Origin of the sequence: Pseudomaricurvus alcaniphilus (genome assembly GCF_011440395.1) — a bacterium.
GTDB classification, from domain to species: Bacteria; Pseudomonadota; Gammaproteobacteria; order Pseudomonadales; family Cellvibrionaceae; genus Pseudomaricurvus; species Pseudomaricurvus alcaniphilus.
This window is the reverse complement of the sequence record NZ_JAAOIX010000006.1, coordinates 175,536-194,810: the sequence shown is the minus strand read 5'-3', so window position 1 is coordinate 194,810 and position 19,275 is coordinate 175,536. Positions and strand designations below refer to the sequence as shown.

General features: G+C 58.4%; 14 protein-coding genes. 4 read left to right on the top strand and 10 right to left on the bottom strand.

The window, feature by feature from the left end:
- From G8764_RS13530 to G8764_RS13495, 8 genes are all read right to left on the bottom strand, one after another.
- Positions 1-1,485: a CIS tube protein gene (locus G8764_RS13530; protein ID WP_166165181.1), complete on the bottom strand. Its 1,485-nt coding sequence runs from the start codon at positions 1,483-1,485 to the stop codon at positions 1-3.
- Positions 1,485-2,009, bottom strand: coding sequence for a phage tail protein (locus tag G8764_RS13525; protein WP_166165180.1), 525 nt, complete (start codon positions 2,007-2,009; stop codon positions 1,485-1,487). The genes G8764_RS13530 and G8764_RS13525 overlap by 1 nt, the downstream gene beginning before the upstream one ends.
- 246 nt (positions 2,010-2,255) lie before the next feature.
- Positions 2,256-4,292, bottom strand: coding sequence for a phage tail sheath family protein (locus G8764_RS13520; RefSeq protein ID WP_166165179.1), 2,037 nt, complete (start codon positions 4,290-4,292; stop codon positions 2,256-2,258).
- Positions 4,293-4,313: 21 nt separating this feature from the next.
- Positions 4,314-4,763: a phage tail protein gene (locus G8764_RS13515; protein ID WP_166165178.1), complete on the bottom strand. Its 450-nt coding sequence runs from the start codon at positions 4,761-4,763 to the stop codon at positions 4,314-4,316.
- Positions 4,764-5,003: 240 nt separating this feature from the next.
- Complete coding sequence (locus tag G8764_RS13510; protein ID WP_166165177.1) at positions 5,004-6,893, bottom strand: phage tail sheath family protein; 1,890 nt, start codon at positions 6,891-6,893, stop codon at positions 5,004-5,006.
- Between the two features lie 111 nt (positions 6,894-7,004).
- The gene (locus G8764_RS13505) at positions 7,005-7,871 is read right to left on the bottom strand and encodes a hypothetical protein (RefSeq protein ID WP_166165176.1); all 867 of its coding nucleotides are present in this window, start codon (positions 7,869-7,871) and stop codon (positions 7,005-7,007) included.
- 3 nt (positions 7,872-7,874) lie between these two features.
- Positions 7,875-8,468: a Pvc16 family protein gene (locus G8764_RS13500; protein ID WP_166165175.1), complete on the bottom strand. Its 594-nt coding sequence runs from the start codon at positions 8,466-8,468 to the stop codon at positions 7,875-7,877.
- Between the two features lie 153 nt (positions 8,469-8,621).
- Positions 8,622-8,984, bottom strand: a complete 363-nt coding sequence (locus tag G8764_RS13495) for a hypothetical protein (RefSeq protein ID WP_166165174.1) — start codon at positions 8,982-8,984, stop codon at positions 8,622-8,624.
- 966 nt (positions 8,985-9,950) lie between these two features.
- On the opposite strand from G8764_RS13495, the gene G8764_RS13490 reads away from it, so the two are divergent.
- Together G8764_RS13490 and G8764_RS13485 are read left to right on the top strand one after the other, a co-directional pair.
- Entirely contained in the window at positions 9,951-11,342 is a 1,392-nt protein-coding gene (locus tag G8764_RS13490; RefSeq protein WP_207951883.1) for a sigma-54 interaction domain-containing protein, read from the top strand.
- A 517-nt stretch (positions 11,343-11,859) separates the two neighbouring features.
- A complete protein-coding gene (locus G8764_RS13485) occupies positions 11,860-13,029 on the top strand; it encodes an IS4 family transposase (protein WP_166165173.1) in 1,170 nt (389 codons plus the stop codon).
- Positions 13,030-13,139: 110 nt separating this feature from the next.
- Here G8764_RS13485 and G8764_RS13480 read toward each other — a convergent pair whose 3' ends face one another.
- Positions 13,140-14,135 (bottom strand): transposase, encoded by a 996-nt coding sequence (locus tag G8764_RS13480; protein ID WP_166165172.1) that lies wholly within the window; start codon positions 14,133-14,135, stop codon positions 13,140-13,142.
- 872 nt (positions 14,136-15,007) lie between these two features.
- On the opposite strand from G8764_RS13480, the gene mutS reads away from it, so the two are divergent.
- Complete coding sequence (gene mutS, locus G8764_RS13475) at positions 15,008-17,584, top strand: DNA mismatch repair protein MutS (RefSeq protein WP_243748798.1); 2,577 nt, start codon at positions 15,008-15,010, stop codon at positions 17,582-17,584.
- A 170-nt stretch (positions 17,585-17,754) separates the two neighbouring features.
- Positions 17,755-18,078 (top strand): ferredoxin FdxA, encoded by a 324-nt coding sequence (gene fdxA, locus G8764_RS13470; RefSeq protein WP_166165171.1) that lies wholly within the window; start codon positions 17,755-17,757, stop codon positions 18,076-18,078.
- 121 nt (positions 18,079-18,199) lie between these two features.
- On the opposite strand, the gene rpoS is transcribed toward fdxA, so the two are convergent.
- Positions 18,200-19,177 (bottom strand): RNA polymerase sigma factor RpoS, encoded by a 978-nt coding sequence (gene rpoS, locus G8764_RS13465; RefSeq protein WP_166165170.1) that lies wholly within the window; start codon positions 19,175-19,177, stop codon positions 18,200-18,202.
- Positions 19,178-19,275: the final 98 nt, after the last annotated feature.

The following is a 19,275-nucleotide window of genomic DNA, read 5'->3' as shown; positions in this document are numbered from 1 at the left end:
TTAATCCCCTTTACAGTCGCACGGGTGATAACGGTAATCACAGGGATGGCGGTTCTTGTTGCGTTCGCTGCTGTCCGCTAACTGGCGGCCAGAGTGGCGCTGCGGCAAGGCGATCCAGGGCGGCGTGGTCTTTTGCTGCGCAAACCTGGGGCCGCCGTCGGCGCGCCGGGTTTGGCTGCTCTCCCGGGTGCAGAGGCTGATGCTGCTCTGGGTAAGTGCACTGGCGTAGGTGGGGCGCAGCGGCACCCCAAAACCGTAACTGGTGGCGCGCTGGTCCAGGGCCGGTAATTGCAAACCGGACGACGGCGCCCCGCCAGCAGTCACTGAACCGCCACTGGCCCCGGCACTGCCGCTACTGCCGCCCCTGTTGCTGCCAGACTTGCTGCTGCCGGAGGACGCCGCGGAGGATGTTTTTTTGGCCCCGCCGCCGGCCCCGGTCGCGCTGCTGCTGGCGGCCAAACCAAAGGCGCTTTGGCTGGCGGCCGCGGCATTGCCCACCTGCTGCATCTTCACTGTAGTGATGGCGGCCTGCACCCCGCCGGTGGCAGACAGAGCCTGGCCGGCACTGTCGCCGTTCACTTTTTTACTGGCGCTGGTGAGTGCACTGGCCCCGCTGCCGGCCCCTGTGCTCACTCCGCTGCTAACGCCGGTAGCAGAATGAGCGCCGAGACTGGCCGCGGCGGTCAATCCCAGCGAAGCCTCCAGCGAGACACCGGCACTGGCCTGCACCCCCAGCGCCACACCCACCCCGGCACTGACATTGAGGCCGGCGCTAAAGCCCACTTCAATCCCGGCTTGCAGACTCAGGCCGGCGCTGAGGTCGATATCGAGGCCGCGCCAGGCGGCGGGGTCCAGCCCCTGGCGAGCGAGAAAATCCGGCGCAGTTTCACCGTCCAGGGCCGCCGCCGAGCGGTCGCTGGATTTCTTGCTGCCACCGGGCTGGTTGGTGCCACCGCCGGGGTTGGTGGCGGTATTATTCGCCCCCGGTGCCGTGGCCGCGGCGGAGCCCTTGTCTTCCTTGCTGGCGGTGTATTTGGGTTCCTGCTCTTTGATGGAGAGGCGGACTTTGGCCCGCAGGGGGGCACCGTTTTCGGCGAAGTGATCGAAATCAATATTCAGGTTTTCGACAATGCCGGCGATAATCAATTTGTCCCACTGGAATTGCAGCCGCGGCGGTGTCTCGCCGCCGTCTTCCTTGGGCAACACAAACCGCTCCACGTCCCGGGTTTTGGTGCGTACCGACACCGGAGCGGTATCGGTGCCTTCGTCGGCGGTGTCGAAGATCAGTTCCATGGACAGGACGGTGGAACTCTGGCCGTTATTTTGCCGGCGCTGGCGCCCGCGGGAGCGGCCACCGTCGGACTGGTTGCTGAGTTTCAGTTGCAGGGAGGTGGGGTTGAATTGCACCGGTACCGGAGCGCCAATGGGGTTCTGGTTCTCGTTGGCTTCCACTTCCTGTAATAGCGCTTTCTGCAGTTCGGCCATCAGTTTGTCACCAGTCGCAGGGTTTCCGGGGCGATATGTATTTCTTCAATGGCGATATCGCCGGTCTTGGCGTTCAGTTGCGGGCCGCTGATTTTTAGTGGCAGGCCCCGTTCAAATACCCAGGTGGCGACGGTGTCGCGGCTGCGGCTTTTGACTTCGATAATGCCGTCATAGCGCGCCACCGGGCGACGGCCGGCGACGATGTTTTGCAACCACTCCCACAGCTCTCGTTGCACACCGCTGCCGACGCTGAAAAACATGCCGCGCTTTAAAACTATGTTGCTGTATTTGGCTCGCCCCACCCGGCGAATGACGCCGTCGTTACGGCCGCCCTCGTTGTAGTCCTGTACGTCCATGCTCACTTCCAGCCCCGAACACTCCTGGAAACCGCCATCACCCAATGCCTCCTGGCCGCTGTCACTGACGGCGATATCGTCCAGGTTGCCACCCGCGGCAATCTGCGCCGACTTACGCAACTTGACGCTAAATTGAAAGGTGCTCAGGAGACGATCGGTTTCAGCCATTGAGTTATTTCTCCAAATAAGATTTAACAAACACTTTCAACGACAAAATCAATAACAGTCAGGCCGCCGTATGAGCGTGAGTTTGGTACTTGCCTCCGCGGCACGCCGTGAATACGTCCATGTAGGCTCGACTGCGGCATCCATGCCGCAGACGGCCGCCGATTCAAGTACCAAACTCACTCTCTCGAGCATCTTCGCCACTAGCCCACTAAAAAACCTTTTTTTCACAAACTATTCCTCTAAACCCTATTCCTCTAGACCCAGTGTGCCATCGCTGCCGCGGGTCAAACGCACGACGATAAACTCCAGCGGTTCGGTGGGGGCGACGCCGATCTCGACGATCAGTTGGCCGGCATCCAATACCTGTTGGGTATTGAGGCTGGCGTCGCAGCGCACAAAATAAGCCTCCTCGGCGCTGCGGCCTTTAAAGGCACCCTGGCGGAACAAGCCGCGTAATAAGTTGTTGAGCATATGCCGCACTTCCGCCCACAGGTCTGGGTGGTTGGGTTCGAACACCAGCCATTGCATTTGCTGTTCGAGGGTGCGGCGCAGCATGGTCATCAGGCGCCGCACTGACAGTTGCCTGTAGGCGGGGTCGAGGCTGAGGGTGCGCGCGGCGCTGAGCCAGACCCCCAGCGGTTGCTGCAGGTAGATATTGATGCCCAGCGGGTGCAGCTGGTCGTGCCGAGCCGGTGAGATGGTTTCGTCCACCTTGACGATGTTGTTGGCCACCACATTGGCCGGGCCGTGGGGCACGCCGAACTTCAGCTCTTGCCGGGCAATGATGCCCGCCGCCGCCGCGGACGGGTTCAACAGGATCAGGCCGGCACGCTGGTCCTGCAGGTTGTTCTGCAGCAGCCAGGGATAGTAAGCGGCGGCAAAGGCGCTGTTGAATTGCATGCGCCAATTGGCGATGGCGGCCTGGCTCAGGCCCGGGGGCACGTCCAGCAGGACGATAAACTCGCGCAATATTTCCGCCAGCCGCACCACTTTTTGTTGCAGCTCGATGATGATTTTCAAATCCGCGGGCAGGCTCGGATCCAGCGCCAGACCGGGCAGGCTTGCCGCCAATTGGGTAAAAGTTTGCGCCGGGGTATCGATGTCCACACAGGTGGCAAACTCGGCCCCGGCCACCGATACCGGGGTGAAGTCCGGCAGGTTTTCCGGCAGCGCTTCCGGCACGTACAAATCCGGCACCACCAATTGCGACAGGTCGCGCAGATGGGTCAGGGCGTGAATGCCGGCGCCCGGTCGCGGATCGCCCAGTACCCAGCCGGAATCGAAAAAGTCGTCTACGTGGATGTCCTGGTAGCGATCGACCCCACCTTCAAACTGGATGGGGATGTCGACCAGGCGCTTGACCGGGTCGCGGGGCATGGCGTGGCTGTCGGTCGGCCACAAGGTGCTTTCGAGCCAGCCGTCCACCGGGTTGACCAGCTCCGATTCGCGGTACAACACCGCCGCCAACCAGCGCGGGTGTTCACTGCTCAAGCCGAGCCGATTGAAGCGCTCGCGCAGGCCGCGGCCGTCTTCCAGCAGGATGTCCGCCTCGATGATTTCCGCCAGCACCGGCGCTGCTGTGAGCGCGCTGTCAAAGCGCAGGTAGCGTTCGGTCTGGCTCCCGGTGGCGTTGCCGCGGCGGCCCTGCTGCACCACAAAACGCAATTCGTACTGGGGGCTGCCAGCGATCATCACGGTGAGGCGCAACAGGCTGCCCAGCGGCACATCGGCCTCGATATCGACGATCAATTCGCTGCTGGAGGAGGCGCTGCTGATGGCCAGCGGCGTGCTGCTGTAACCCACGGCCGCACGCAGGCCGTTGCCCCAACTGCCCTCGCTCTTGGCCTCCAGTGCCGGTATTGCGGCGGAGGAGATAAAGTCGGGCAGTATCGCCCGGGCACAAGCGGCGAGGTCGTCGCTGTTGCCGTAGTGGTGGACAATGCGGGCGATGTAGGCCCGGCGCCCGCCCTGCTCGAAGAAGCTGGCCACGGCGTAGGGCAAGCGGCCGGGGCCTTCAAAGCCGCCGTAGAGGCGCTGGTAGTCGGTCCAGCTTTCCACCGCTACCGCCACCGAGCGCTGCCGCGGGCGGCTGGCTTCCAGGTAGACCCGACCGGGGACGCAGGCGTCCGGCTCAATTGGCACCCGGCAAGGGCCGCGGGGTGCCACCCCAACGAAGGCACAGACGTCCATGCGCGCCGGATTGAGCAAGCGCTGGCGCAGGTCCGGCGCGCGATAGACATTGGGCGCGCCCAGGGCAATGCCGGTAATACCACCGTAGGCCATGATTTAACCCTTGTTCCCGGCCTACTTGTAGGTGCAGTCTTCGCAGACCAGGCTCAGTTCTTCCATCGCCACTTCGCCACCGCCTTTGGCGGCGAGGGTGGGCCCGGTCCACTTTTTCGGCTGGGCGTTGCGCAGTTCCCAGGAGGCCACCGGGTTGCGCGCTTCGTCGAGCATGGTGATGGTGACCAGGCGTGGTTCGTGGGCGCCATCGGCGACGTTTTTCAGCCATTCAAACAGGGTCAGGCTGCCGACGAGGCCGCGTTTAAGTGTGATGTCGTCGTTTTTGTAGGTGTTGGCGACTTTGCGCACGGTGTTGAATTTTTCGTTGCCGTTGCGGTATTCGGAGTAGGACAAGTCCACCCCGAGGCCGCTGACGTCGGAAAAGCCGCCGACGGTTTCCGATTCGGTGCTGTCGCCGAGGTTAACGAGAAAGTTGAACGCGCCGTAGGGATTATCTCTGTAGGTTGCCATCGCTTTTTTCGCTCCGTTATCAAATCGCTAGTGTCGGTCGTTTGTCGCAGGCCATGGGTGCGGCACTCAACTCAGCGGCACGCCGTGAATACATCCATGTAGGCTCGACTCCAGCATCCATGCTGGAGACGGCCGCCGAGTTGAGTGCCACACCCTTGGCTTCAAGCCCCTGCCAGCCGCAGGAAGGAAAAAACATGGATTCATTGCGAATACTGTTTTTACCTTCATCTCCAGCCGCCCTTAAACTTTCGCGTCGCCGGTCCATTGGCCGATGCGGAAGATGACGAACTCGGCCGGCTTGACCGGGGCGATACCGATCAGGCAAATCAGGCGGCCGTTGTCCAGGTCGTTCTGGGTCATGGTGCTGCGGTCGCAGCGTACGAAGTAGGCCTGGTCGGGTTTGGCGCCCAGCAGTGCGCCGTCGCGCCAGAGCACCAGCAGGAAGTCTTCTATGGTGCGGCGGATGTTGTCCCAGAGGCGCTGGTTGTTGGGTTCGAACACGGCCCACTGGGTGCCTTTGTCGATGGAGTGTTCGATAAAGTTGAACAGCCGACGCACGTTGACGTATTTCCACTCCGGGTCGGAGCTCATGGTGCGCGCGCCCCAGACTCGGTAGCCGCGGCCTTCGAAGAAGCGCAGGGCGTTGATGCCTTCGGGGTTGATGACTTCGTTGCGGGCTTTGTTGATGTTGACTTCGAATTGGGTCAGGCCGCGGACGATTTCGTTGGCCGGCGCTTTGTGCACGCCCCGTTCGATGTCGTTGCGGGCGTAGATGCCGGCGACGAAGCCGGAGGGCGGCAGCGCGATTTGGCGCGGCGGCGTGCCCTGGGAAAAGCGTTCGTTGGGGTCGAAGATCTTGATCCAGGGGTAGTAGGTGGCGGCGTATTTGCTGTCGAACTGGCCGCGAAAATCCCGCACTTCATTGAGGGAGCTGCCGATGGGGCAGTCCACTACGGCGATGCGGTAGCGCAGGTTTTCGGCGTGGGTGACCAGTGCCTGGGCGGCGACCCGGGAGACCAGGGTGTCGCCGAGGTCACCGCTGTCGGGCAGGGCGACTATGGCGATGTCGTCGATCTCGCCCAGGGCTTCGAGGCCGGTGGCTTTGACCAGCGGGTCATCGGGGCTGGAGGCGCTGCCGGCAAACTCGGTGGGGCTTGGCAGCAGGCCGTCGTGGCCGCCGGCGAGGCGACCGTTGCTGTTGGCCTGCAGGGCAATGGTCAGGCGCGCCGGCAGGAATGCCGGTACCGGATCGGCGGAGGTGGTCGGGTCGTAGTCCAGGTACAGGGGAGCGTCCTGGTCTTCGGGATCATCCTGCTGCAGGATGCGGCCGATGTAGCGCTTTTGCAGGTCGGAGGCGGCCAGGTCGACATATTCTTCGAGGCGCTCGCTGCCGACACTGACCCGCACCCGCATCTCCACCAGTTGAATCACATCGTCGGTGGATATGGCCGGGGTGCCGCCGAGGGAGTCGACAAAGCTCTGCCGGCCCTCGCTGTCCACTTGCACTACCCGCAGGTTGGTGTCCACCAGCGCATCGTTGCCATCGGGCACAGAGATAGTCGAGTCGGTGGCGGCGCCGGCGATCACTTCCACGACCGCCCCCACCCTGGCGCGCTGGGCCTGCACCCCAAAGGTGGGATGGCTGTAGGCCAGGTTTTTGCTGCGCACCACTTCGGTCTGGACGTACATATTGCCCATGGCACCGGGCCAGCGCGCGGTCCAGGTGGCGCTGATGTCGCTGACCACGATACTGCGGCTGGCGATCCCCCAGGCGGCGGCGCCAGTGCCCACCCGCGGGGTAAACACCCGTGACACGTAGAGGCGCTTGCCGCCGTTCTCAAAGAAAGCTCGGGCGGCGTGGGCCAGGTAGGGAATACGGGGCGTGCCCGGCGCAGCGGCGCCGACGGCGAGGTCATTGAGGCCGCCGTAGACCCGCTCGAACTCGGTAAAGCTGGTGATCAGCCGCGGCTCGCAATTGATCGGCCCCTGGATCGCCACATCGCGATAGCAGACGGGCCCCCAGGATGCCATGCCGGCAAAGCCGGTGGTGCTGGTGGCCACGCCTTCAATGGATTTGGAGCGAAAACTGACTTCTTCGACGAATACGCCGGGTGCTAGATATTCTGGCATGATGACCTATCTCCTTCGGTTAACAGTCATGGCCTTGGCACACCAGGGCCGGCGACACAGCAGCTGGCTGTGCCCTGAACAAATCCGAGTTGCGGCCTAACGCACCCGCGATCACGGAAAAACAAACTCAAAATCATTTACCTCACGACCGGTGAGGATACGGCTAATGACGAAATTGACCGTGCGCACCGCACTCAGCGCGGTCAGGAACCCCAGCGGCGGGGTTTCACCCGTGGCCACGGTATCCAGCGCCGCCGGCGGCGGCAGGATCTCCAGCGGTAGATCCCAGAGCGGGTCCTGTTCCGCCAGCGCCGGGGCAGCTGGTACCGGCACTGCCGCGGGCCCGACGATATTGACCCGCACCGCCACCGTGCTACTGAGGTCACTGGCGGGAGCGGCGTGAGGCGGTAACAGCAGCAGGAATTCGCCGTGCTGGTTGGCGCGGGCGCGGGTGATCACCGCGTTGGTTGCCAGCGAGCGCGCCTCCACATAGGCCCAACGCATAACGGCGCCGTTGCGCAGCACCCGGCCGCGCAAGCCGGTTTCACCACCGCTCAAATGGTAATTGGCATTGGGAAAGAGCGTGATCTGGCGACTGCGGGAGGCAAAGTAATCCACCGCTTCCGCCGCTTCGATGGCCAACACCTGGGCCAGGCTTAGCAGCGGCACCTGGATCCGGCGCGGTACAAAGGTCAGGGCGGGATCGTAAATACGCAGGGTTACCGTGGGCCGGATACCGGCGTGGTAGAGCAGTGAATAGCGACCGGAGTCGTGCCGGCTCAGGGCCACCGGCAACTGGTTGGCCTCTTGCAGGAAGCGGTACTGGTTGCGCGGCAGCGGCGTGATATGGGGCAGCTGGCGTTCGATCTCGACCCGCAGGGGATGGCGCGGTTCAGCGTTGCGCAGGAGGTCGACAAAGCTCACCCCCAGCGCCAGGCGCTGGCTTTGAAAGCTGTAGGACTCGGCGCTGCCGTTCATAGCTTAGGCGCCCACCGTGGTTGGGCGCGCGCCGACGGAAGTGTGAGTCACCGGCGGCTCCTGTTGCAGGCGATCGCTGATTACGGCGATGCGGGCGACGTAGGGAATGCTCAGCTTGTAATCCAGCGGCAGTGAGTCGAAGGTGCGCATCACGTCTTCCGTGGACAGGTCTTCCAAACACACCTGGATGGATTCGTTACTGGCCCAGTTGGTAATCGGGTCGAGCATGGGGCCCGATAAAATCGGCCGGTTTTCCATACACTGCATGGCGCGGCCAATAATGCGGTGTTCGTGATCGGCGTTTTCACCAAAAGCGATAATCAGGTAATGCAGGTCCAGTGGCAGGTGCGATTCACCGCGATTTGACGCCAGCGCCGACCAGGCTGCGCGCATGGTCTTGTTGAAGTCCACCCGATACAAAAATACCGCCAGGCAAGGCGCCTGAATCAGTTGTGAAACTTCGGTATCCAGGTCTTCGGTGCGCGCCAACCGCACCGCAGTGGTACGGCTGTTGATGGGCTGCCGCTCCCGGAAGCAGTAGTCAAAGTAGCGCACGAGGCTGCTGCTCACTGCCGCTATACTTGAATGGTCCGCCATTTAATCTCCGCTTGCGTTGCTTTCTTTAGCGTTACTTTCTTTAGCGTTGCTTTCTTTAGCGTTGCTTTTTAGTTTCGTCTTTCCTTAGCCTGGCTTTCTCTTACTACATTTTTTCTCTAACTACAGCTTCTCTCTATCTACACTTTCTCTTTTTTACTTTTTCAGCTTGTTGCACCTGCTTTTACCTTTGCGGCTTGCATCTGCAGAAAGTTCCGGACCGGAAACGCCCTCCTCTGGTGGGATATTTTCCCCGTCGGAGTTCCCCGCTGCGGAAAGATAAATGGTGGAGCCATCCGCCAGCTGGCGCCTCTCCACCAAACCTTGCTCGCACAAATACTGCACCGCCAACTGCACTCGCAACTGCTCTGCATGCAACCGCTTCCGCACTAACCACCAGCTGCAAATACCTTCGAGGGTATCCGCCACAAAACCTCTCGTTTGCAGGTAGCCGGCGATCTCTTCTGCCAGGGCTTTTATCTCACCGGGCAGTTCGGCACGGGATTCAGGGGGGGACATATCCAGCACAGCAACTCCCTTTTTAAGTGAACATCAGGCCTGAAGATATCGACCCGCAGCCCGGTTATTCGCTGCATCACCTGGTGCTGTTAGCTGGTTGCCGTGCGCCACTTGGCTGAATTGAACCCAGCCCAAACTGCCGAACCGCTTTTTCTTCGCACCGTCCGGTTAGGAGCAACTGCTGTGCCACCATCGAGAGCAAAATATAAGCTGTTGTATTTATTATGTTTTTAAATTACCCGGAAAAAGACGCGGGTATATTTTTACCCGCACAGTAAGGTACCAGGCGACTACTTAAAGAATGCTGCGCCAAGCGTGGTGGGTACAAACCACCCTGCCTGGGTATTTTTTTACCCGGATTTTCACTGACTTTTAAACCCACAAGAAATCAACCGGAAGGTATTCGGCGTATTATTGATTAACATCAACATTTCGCCCGGGTGACGGCAGGACAATAGAACCGTTTATTAAAGAATGTGTTTGTTATTCAGATTCGGCATGATTCAACACTCTAAAAACAATACCTTGTCTACAGTAATGAATTAAGCGACAGGTGTTTTTGGAAACAGAAATTCAACTTGATTTTAAAAATATAAGCCGGTAGCGTCAGAAGGGTCCCAGTGAAGCGACGTTCCCCGTGTGGCTGTCCCAGGCAGCCAAAACCAGACCAAGAAGCCAGACCAAGTAGCCAGGGCATTGCCAGCACAATAGCATTGCAAGCAGCTGTTACCCTCCCCCGATTTAGGCACTTACCTGACTCAACGACAGCCTGAAGCAACGGCGTTTTTTTACGTTAACACGCTGGGAAAAATAACGAAGAATAAGCGAGTATCTGCCAGAGAGGTATCCGGCATGGACAAACTTGCGAGCAGGGACAGACTTGCAATTATTTCCTTAAATCAGGACCTGTGCGACAGCAGTGCATTTCAATCGCTATTGGGCCGACTAAACAGGCCTATTGAGATCATGAACAGTGCCCGCTTTTTCAGTGAAGAACGCCTGCGCAAACCCCTGCCTGCAGCGGCAGACACCTCGCACTTGTTTGTGCTGGACGAAGCGCAACTGGTCAACCAACGCATTCAACAGGCCATCGCCACCCACACCCGGACCCACCACCCACTGATCAGCCTCTGCCTGCTCGACAGCGTGCACGCACCGGCGGAAAAAAACCTGTTCAGCGTTTTTCACGACTTCCTGTTATGGCCCTGCAGCGTGGAAGAACTGTCGGCGCGCCTGAACCGCTTCAACACTTACACCAGTGCCAACGACAGCCCGGCAGTGGATGAACACCTGCTCAATCAGTTTGCCAACATGCACCTGGTCGGCCGCTCGCAGCGATTTGTCGGCGCCCTGCAACTGATCAAAAAAACCGCCCAGTGTCACGCCCCGGTATTGATCCAGGGGGAGACCGGTACCGGCAAAGAAAACGCCGCCCGCGCCATCCATTATTTAAGCCCCCGCGCCAACCACGCCTTTGTGCCCATCAATTGCGGCGCCCTGCCCGACGACTTGCTGGAAAGTGAATTATTCGGCCACGAAAAAGGCGCCTTTACCGATGCCAAGAGCTTTCAGCCCGGCCTGGTGAAAATCACCGAGGGCGGCACCCTGTTCCTGGACGAAGTGGACTGCCTTTCCAGTAAAGCCCAGGCAGCCCTGCTGCGATTTTTGCAGACCCAGGAATACCGCCCCATCGGCAGCAGCCGCAGCTACCAGGCCAATGTGCGTATTATCGCCGCCACCAACGCCGACCTGAACCAACTGGTCAGTGAGGGCCGCTTCCGCGAGGACTTGCTCTACCGCCTCAACGTTCTGCTGGTTACCATGCCGCCCCTGCGCCAGCGCGCCGAAGACATTCCCCTGCTGGTGGACAGCCTGCTGCAAAAATTTGCCGGCCAGTACGGCGGCGTCATTAAGCCGGTAGCCCAGTCAACCCTGATCTGGTTGATGCACCAGCCCTGGCCGGGCAATGTGCGGGAACTGGAAAATATACTGCTGCGCCAATTTCTGTTATCAGACCAGGCTACGCTGACGATTGGCCACGGCAGCGAAACGCCGCAGGTTCCGCCGCCACCAGTTAACGCATCCGACACACCTCACAACACGATACCGGGCATTTCTCCAAGTACACCTGCGTCCGCGCCGCCCTCAACGTCACCCCTGAAGATCGATACCAGTTGCAGTTTTCAGCAAGCCAAGTCTGACGCCATCCACCAGTTTGAGCGTCACTATTTGCGCCAGTTGCTGCAGCAAGCCGGGGGCAATATTTCGGAAGCGGCGCGGATCTCCGGCAAGGAGCGCCGGGCGCTGGGGAAGATGCTGAAGAAGTATGGGATTGGTACCGGGGAGTTTCGGTCGTAGTCGCTTTGAGGTCGCCCACTGCTACATCCTGATGCGCGCCAACCACCCTGTGGTTAAAAGCTTTCCGGATCGGAGGCCCGATAGTGATACCGTCAACTCTCAGGGAAACTTTGGCAACTTCTGCAAAATCGCAGGACTGAGCCGGCACCTAAAGCAGGACATCCACCTAAAGCAGGACATCCACTTCAACCCGACTACCTAAAGCAGTACCTAAAGCAGGACATCCACTTCGACCTAAAGACCTAAGCTAACGGCAACTAAAGAGCTAAAGCGGGACATCCACTTCAATCCGATAACACATACAGCGGTAGCTGCGATCATAGGCTTCCTGCTAGCAATACATCTACTTGCAAGTGTTAAGGTCTATCGATTGATCACTAGTGTCCGGTTAAGAATCTTTAAAAACTGAAAATATTGATATTTTACAATGGGTTACGTACAAGAAGTGGTGTCCCCGATTTGAACGCAGATAAGGCATTATATCCTCCTTTTCGACCTTCGATGGCGAGGGGACAGGATGAATACAGGAAAGACACTATTCGCGCAGATCATGGACTTTCTCCCATGGAAAACATTTCATCGAATTGTAAACCGTTACGATGGGGATTACAGAATCCGTACGTTTCCTTGCGCCGAGCACTTTCGTATTTTGGCGTTCGCACAGTTGACCTACAGAGAAAGCCTGCGCGATATCGAAGCCTGTCTGGCGACTCAATCGGCCAAGCTTTACCACATGGGCATCCGGTCGCCAATCAAACGCTCTACTCTGGCCGATGCCAACGAGCGAAGAGACTGGCGAATCTATGCCGAATTTGCACAGCGACTGATCTCGCAAGCTCGAAAGCTTTATGCAGAAGAGGATCTTGGGCTGGATTTGTCGAACACGATTTACGCACTCGACTCCACCACGATCGATCTCTGTCTGTCGATGTTTCCCTGGGCTCCGTTTCGAAGCACCAAGGCTGCCGTCAAGATGCATACGTTGTTGGACCTGAGAGGAAATATTCCGAGTTTTATACATGTTTCCGACGGCAAGCTGCACGATGTCAACGTGCTCGACCTGATTATTCCAGAACCTTCTGCCATTTACGTCATGGACCGCGCGTACGTCGATTTCGAACGACTTTTCGCACTTCACCAGTCGGGAGCCTACTTCATCACTCGCGCCAAATCGAATGCCGATTTTCGGCGAGTCTACTCGGCGCCGAGCGATCGGGAGGAAGGAATTATTTGCGACCAAACGGTGGCTCTTTCGGGGTATTACAGCCAAAGAAATTTTCCTGTTCATCTTCGAAGGATTCGCTTCAAAGATCCCGAAACCGGAAAGAGGTTGGTGTTCCTGACCAACCTGTTCGGCCCTCCACCGCAAACTATCTGCAAGCTGTACAAGGCTCGCTGGCAAGTCGAATTATTTTTCAAATGGATCAAGCAAAATCTCCGAATCAAGAAGTTTTACGGTACATCCGAGAACGCAGTAAAGGTGCAGATCTGGACCGCTGTGTCAGTTTACGTCCTCGTTGCCATCATCAAGAAGCGACTCGGCCTGGACGCCTCCCTCTACACTTTGTTACAGATATTTTCAGTCACTCTTTTCGAGAAAACCCCATTAAACAAGGACTTTTTCGATTCCAAGTACACTCCGGAGGATGACATGTTTTCTAACCAATTGAATTTATTCAACAATTAACCGGACACTAGTGTCGATTGATAAAAAGAATAGATGCGGGAATTTATAAAGCGGAGGCTGACAAGCCGACTCCTGACGACTAAACCATCACAATATCAACTTCGATTCACTCAGCCGAATAGCATTTGACAGGCACTACTACCACTAATGCGTTCTCGCTGCAACGGAATACAGGCCCGCTGCAATGCTCGTAGGCGGCCCACCAGGTTTTTAAATCGACTTTCGAACTGGGTACTGCAATAAAGCCAGTGTTTCGGCTCGATTCGTAAACGCTCCACTATGGCCGGAGTATCGGAGGGGATTACCCCTCGCTTTTCGTCACGAATAACACGACCTGTCCAATCGATCAATTGTAGATAGTCGGTCAGCCGAAACGGCAGGCCAAATGGAGCATCCTGGCGGGGATGACCTGCGAATGGCATCAATTGCAGCGGCTGTTGCCTTGTGTGATTTGGTAACCTCGCCCGCCCGGCTCTCTCAATCCTGCGCTTGACGCTGGTATGCTCTGATTGCTCCGGGGTAACTGCCAATTGAGCGCGAATAGGATTCAAATCCACGTAGGCCATACAAGCCGCCAGTGCCGCATCATCCAGCAGTGCCTGGGATTTGTACCTGCCTTCCCAAAAGCGGCCACTGCAACCGTCCTCCCGGTTTGCCTCCCTGGCAATGGATTCATTCAGGACTTGCATAAACTGGCTGATGCTGTGCAGCCGCACACGCCAGTTAGCGACAATTTCTTCAAGCAAGCAGTTCTCGGCCTTGCTTAAGGTTTTTTCGGCGATATATTTCTGGCTGAGCAGATTGCCGCGGTACAGTCGGTGCCAACGCGATATCACTTCTTCATTGGACCAGCGATCGGCTTTGTCCTTATTGATATGAAAAACAATGTGGTAATGGTTTGACATAACCGCAAAAGCGCAAATATCGAGGGCAAATATTTCAGCCAGGTGCAAGATCTTGTCCTCAACCCACTGGCGCCGGTGCTCGTAACTGCTACCACTCGTACGATCGATGCCACAGAGAAAAGCACGCCTTACACAGCGGGATACGCAATGGTAATAGGGTGTGGCATCCAGAGAAATTTGCTGGGCTCGAGGTAAGGTCATGGTGGCAATCCATTGCTAGCCTGGGACTTTCCTTTGTCGACATTGATTGCAACAAAATTTTGGCTGTACCGCAATCAACAAAAAGTATGAAAGCGGATGTCCCCGAATAAATGACTGCTACCACTCGTAGGATCGATGCCACAGAGAAAAGCACGCCTTACACAGCGGGATACGCAATGGTAATAGGGTGTGGCATCCAGAGAAATTTGCTGGGCTCGGGGTAAGGTCATGGTGGCAATCCTTTGCTAGCCAGAGACTTTCCTTTGTCGGCATTGATTGCAACAAAATTTTAGCTGTACCGCAATCAACAAAAAGTATGAAAGCGGATGTTCCAGAATAAATGTGGATGTCCCCTAATAATTGCTGTAAGTGGGTGTCTTGAAGTAACTCCATCCCGGTAAGTGGGTGTCCTGAAGTAACTCCTTTGTCGGCATTGATTGCAACAAAATTTTAGCTGTACCGCAATCAACAAAAAGTATGAAAGCGGATGCCCCATAATAAATGTGGATGTCCCCGAATAATTGCTGAAGTAACTCCATCCCGGTAAGTGGGTGTCCTGAAGTAACTCCTGAAGTAACTCTGAAGTAACTGAGTGGGTGTCCTGAAGTAAAGGACTGAAGTAAAGAACCCAATCCAGCTTGAAGCAGTTGCGTTGTTTTTGAGAACACCAGCCCCCGTTACCCCCCTCCAGCTGGCACCGCTCAGCCCGCTTTCGGTAAATCCAATACAGACCAGCAATACGCGACGACAGGCAACACTGCGCCGTAATAATCAATTCACTACCAGACCCCCATATGCCTGAGCCCCGCAATCCCTTATCATAGCGCTCCTTGAAATTCCTCTCTCCAAACCAGGTAATCGACAGTTCCGCTATGAGTGACAGTGCCAACCACACCCCCATGATGCAGCAGTACCTCAAGATCAAGGCCCAGCATCCCGACGAGCTGGTGTTCTACCGCATGGGGGACTTCTACGAGCTGTTCTATGAGGATGCCAAGCGCGCCTCGCAGTTACTGGATGTAACCCTCACCGCCCGAGGCAAATCCGGGGGTGAGCCGATTCCCATGGCCGGGGTGCCGTTCCACGCTGCCGACGGCTACCTGGCCAAGCTGGTGCGCAAGGGCGTGTCGGTGGCGATCTGCGAGCAGATCGGCGACCCGGCCACCAGCAAGGGGCCGGTGGAGCGCAAGGTGGTGCGCATCGTCACGCCGGGCACGGTCAGCGATGAATCGCTGCTGGATGAGAGCCGCGACAACCTGCTGGTGGCCCTGCACGTGGACGGGGAGACCTTTGGCCTGGCGACGCTGGATATCGGTTCCGGTCGCTTCCAGGTGCTTGAGGTCGAGGGCATCGACGCAGTGCTGGGGGAATTGCAGCGACTGAATCCGGCGGAGCTGCTGGTGTCGGAAGTGCTGCTCTGCGAGCCGATCACCGAGCGCCGCCGCGGTGTGCGCCGCCGGGCGCCGTGGGAGTTCGAACTGGAAACCGCACGCCGACTGCTGGCCCAGCAGTTTGGCACCCAGGATTTGGCAGGCTTCGGCTGTGACCATCTCGAGGTGGCTCTTACCGCCGCCGGCTGCCTGCTAGCCTATGCCCAAGAGACCCAGCGCACTGCCCTGCCCCACATCAACACCATCAACAGTGAAAACCGCGACGAGGCGGTGGTGATGGATGCCGCCACGCGGCGCAACCTGGAGCTGGATATCAACCTCAACGGCGGCGATGAGCACACCCTGTTCGATGTGCTCAACACCTCCGCCACCGCCATGGGCAGCCGTCTGCTGCGGCGCTGGCTGAATCGTCCGCTGCGCGACCTGGGTATACTCAATGCCCGCCAGGACGCCATTGCCGACCTGCTCGACGGCTACAAGTTTGAACCGCTGCACGCCTGCCTCAAGCGCATCGGCGACCTGGAGCGCATTCTCGGCCGCGTGGCCCTGCGCTCGGCCCGGCCCCGGGATCTGTCGCGCCTGTCCATGTCGCTGGCCACCTACCCCGAGCTGCAAACCCTGTTGTCTGAGTGCAGCGCCAGCCACCTGCAGACGCTGGCCACCGCCATCGGCACCTTCCCGGAGCTGGAGGATTTGCTCGGCCGTGCCATTATCGAGAACCCGCCGGTGGTGATTCGCGATGGCGGCGTGATCGCCGAGGGTTATGACAGCGAGCTGGACGAGCTGCGCAACCTGAGCAGCAACGCCGGCCAGTTCCTGATCGACCTGGAGACCCGGGAAAAGGAGCGCACCGGCATCAGCACCCTGAAGGTGGGCTACAACCGCGTGCACGGCTACTACATCGAGATCAGCCGAGCCCAGTCCGAGCAGGCGCCGGCGGACTATATCCGCCGCCAGACCCTGAAAAACGCCGAGCGCTTTATCACCCCGGAACTGAAAGAATTTGAAGACAAGGCGCTGTCGGCCAAGAGCCGCGCCCTGACCCGGGAGAAGGCCCTGTACGAGGAGATTGTCGAAACCCTCAATGAAGTGTTGCTGCCACTGCAACAGGCAGCCGCTGCCGTGGCGGAGCTGGACGTGTTGGCCACCCTGGCCGAGCGCGCCGAAAACCTCAATTTTAACCGCCCGCAGCTGCGCCTCGAACCGGGCCTCAGCTACACCGCGGGGCGCCACCCGGTGGTGGAGAAAGTCGCCGATCACCCGTTCGTGCCCAACGACCTGCAGCTGGGCGACGAGCGCCGCATGCTGATCGTCACCGGCCCCAATATGGGCGGTAAGTCGACCTATATGCGCCAGACCGCGCTGATCACCCTGCTGGCCCATATCGGCAGCTATATCCCGGCGGAAAGTGCCTGCATCGGCCTGGTGGACCGTATCTTTACCCGTATCGGCTCCTCCGACGATCTCGCCGGTGGCCGCTCGACCTTTATGGTGGAGATGACCGAGACCGCCAACATCCTCAATAACGCCAGCGCCCGCAGCCTGGTGCTGATGGACGAAATTGGCCGCGGCACCAGCACCTTCGACGGCCTCGCCCTGGCCTGGGCCAGTGCGGTGCGCCTGGCGGAGAAGGTCAAGGCCTTCACCCTGTTTGCCACCCACTACTTTGAATTGACGGAATTGCCCAAGACCCACAGCAACGTGGCCAACGTGCACCTGGATGCCAGCGAGCACAACGACTCCATCGTCTTCCTGCACAATATCCACGAGGGGCCCGCCAGCAAAAGCTATGGCCTGCAGGTGGCGAAACTTGCGGGCATCCCCAGCGAGGTTATCCAGCTCGCCCGCCAGCAATTGCAACTGCTGGAAAACCAGCGCGATGGCCAGGTCGCCATGACCACGGCCAACGCCGGCCCGGCACCGGGCCCGATGCAGGTCGACATGTTCGGGGCGCCACCCAGCCCGGCGCTGGAACTGCTGGACGAGATCGACCCCGACAATCTCAGCCCCCGCCAGGCCCTGGAACAGCTCTACGCCCTGAAGAAGCTGATGCAATAGGCCGCGGCCCGGGAATGGGATAAAAAGGGCGTATTAGAGCTAAAACCAATAAGGCTAATCTGATAAACTCTCCCGCCTGCACGACCGGGCTGCTACAATTGCGGGTTACTGCGACGCCCGGACAACCGGATCACATTCAAATATCAAACAGCAACAATGGAGTTTTCACCATGACGTTTGTGGTTGGCGACAACTGTATCAAATGCAAGCACACCGACTGCGTCGAAGTGTGCCCAGTAGACTGCTTTTACGAGGGCCCAAACTTTCTGGTCATTCACCCCGACGAGTGCATCGATTGCGCCCTGTGTGAGCCAGAGTGTCCGGTGGAAGCCATTTTTGCCGAGGATGAAATCCCCGCTGGCCAGGAGGTCTACCTGGAGCTCAATGCCGAGCTGGCGGAGATCTGGCCCAATATCACCGAGAAGAAAGAAGCTCCGGCCGATGCCGAAGAGTGGGACGGGGTTGAAAACAAGCTGCAGTACCTGGAGCGCTAACACCGCTTTCCAACCGCCGAAAAAAAACCGCACTGGCTGCGGTTTTTTTTCGTCCCGGTTTTGACCAGGGCTTTTGCAACAGCTGCGAGCCGCACCGGTTGGCGCAGCCCGCTCACGTGCATCACATGCTGGCAAACAGCGCTTCGGCGTTCAGGCCCTGAGCCTCCATAATATCGCGCAGGCGCTTCAGTGCCTCTACCTGGATCTGCCGCACCCGCTCGCGGGTCAATCCGATTTCCCGGCCCACCTCTTCCAGGGTGCTGATTTCATGGCCGCGCAGACCAAAGCGACGCACCAGTACTTCGCGCTGCTTTTCACTCAGGTCACCAAGCCAGTTATCGATACTGTTGTTCAGGTCGCTGTCCTGCAGCAGCTCCGATGGATCAGAGGCATTTTGGTCAGCAATGGTATCCACCAGGGTCTTGTCGGACGACTGGCCAATCGGCACATCCATGGACGCCACCCGCTCGTTCAACGCCAACATACGCTGTACGTCCGCCACCGGCTTGTCCAGCAGGTTAGCGATATCTTCCGGAGTGGGTTCGTGGTCCAGCTTCTGGGACAGCTCGCGGGCCGCTCGCAGGTAGACATTGAGCTCCTTGACCACATGAATCGGCAGACGAATGGTGCGCGTCTGGTTCATGATGGCGCGCTCAATGGTCTGGCGAATCCACCAGGTGGCGTAGGTTGAAAAACGGAAGCCGCGCTCCGGATCAAATTTTTCCACTGCCCGGATCAAACCGAGGTTACCCTCTTCGATCAGGTCGAGCAGGGCCAGGCCGCGATTGACATAACGCCGGGAAATTTTTACCACCAGCCGCAAATTGCTCTCGATCATGCGCTTGCGCGATGCTTCACAGCCGCGCAATGCCTTGCGGGAGAAATACACTTCTTCCTCGGCCGAGAGCAGCGGTGAAAAGCCGATCTCATTCAGGTACAGCTGGGTGGTGTCGAGGCTCTTGTCGTAACGGTCCTGCTCATCGGCAAGAGTAGACTTGAGCGAAACAGTTTCATCTGCTGCGGCTTCATCGGCATCTGCCAAGTTTGCATCCAGCGGCGCCTTATCGATGTCGTGGTATTTTGCTTCCTGTAGAGCCATGTCGTCGGTCCCGTAATTTTTTTGTGTTTACAAGCTTCAGCGTTACATCTGTCAGTACAAGTACAGGATCATTCGAATCAACCGCATCGGATGCGGCC

Coding starts and splice junctions, on each gene's coding strand:
- G8764_RS13530 (WP_166165181.1), bottom strand. CDS start 1,485: ATGGCCGAACTGCAGAAAGCGCTATTACAGGAAGTGGAAGCCAACGAG.
- G8764_RS13525 (WP_166165180.1), bottom strand. CDS start 2,009: ATGGCTGAAACCGATCGTCTCCTGAGCACCTTTCAATTTAGCGTCAAG.
- G8764_RS13520 (WP_166165179.1), bottom strand. CDS start 4,292: ATGGCCTACGGTGGTATTACCGGCATTGCCCTGGGCGCGCCCAATGTC.
- G8764_RS13515 (WP_166165178.1), bottom strand. CDS start 4,763: ATGGCAACCTACAGAGATAATCCCTACGGCGCGTTCAACTTTCTCGTT.
- G8764_RS13510 (WP_166165177.1), bottom strand. CDS start 6,893: ATGCCAGAATATCTAGCACCCGGCGTATTCGTCGAAGAAGTCAGTTTT.
- G8764_RS13505 (WP_166165176.1), bottom strand. CDS start 7,871: ATGAACGGCAGCGCCGAGTCCTACAGCTTTCAAAGCCAGCGCCTGGCG.
- G8764_RS13500 (WP_166165175.1), bottom strand. CDS start 8,468: ATGGCGGACCATTCAAGTATAGCGGCAGTGAGCAGCAGCCTCGTGCGC.
- G8764_RS13495 (WP_166165174.1), bottom strand. CDS start 8,984: ATGTCCCCCCCTGAATCCCGTGCCGAACTGCCCGGTGAGATAAAAGCC.
- G8764_RS13490 (WP_207951883.1), top strand. CDS start 9,951: ATGAACAGTGCCCGCTTTTTCAGTGAAGAACGCCTGCGCAAACCCCTG.
- G8764_RS13485 (WP_166165173.1), top strand. CDS start 11,860: ATGAATACAGGAAAGACACTATTCGCGCAGATCATGGACTTTCTCCCA.
- G8764_RS13480 (WP_166165172.1), bottom strand. CDS start 14,135: ATGACCTTACCTCGAGCCCAGCAAATTTCTCTGGATGCCACACCCTAT.
- mutS (WP_243748798.1), top strand. CDS start 15,008: ATGAGTGACAGTGCCAACCACACCCCCATGATGCAGCAGTACCTCAAG.
- fdxA (WP_166165171.1), top strand. CDS start 17,755: ATGACGTTTGTGGTTGGCGACAACTGTATCAAATGCAAGCACACCGAC.
- rpoS (WP_166165170.1), bottom strand. CDS start 19,177: ATGGCTCTACAGGAAGCAAAATACCACGACATCGATAAGGCGCCGCTG.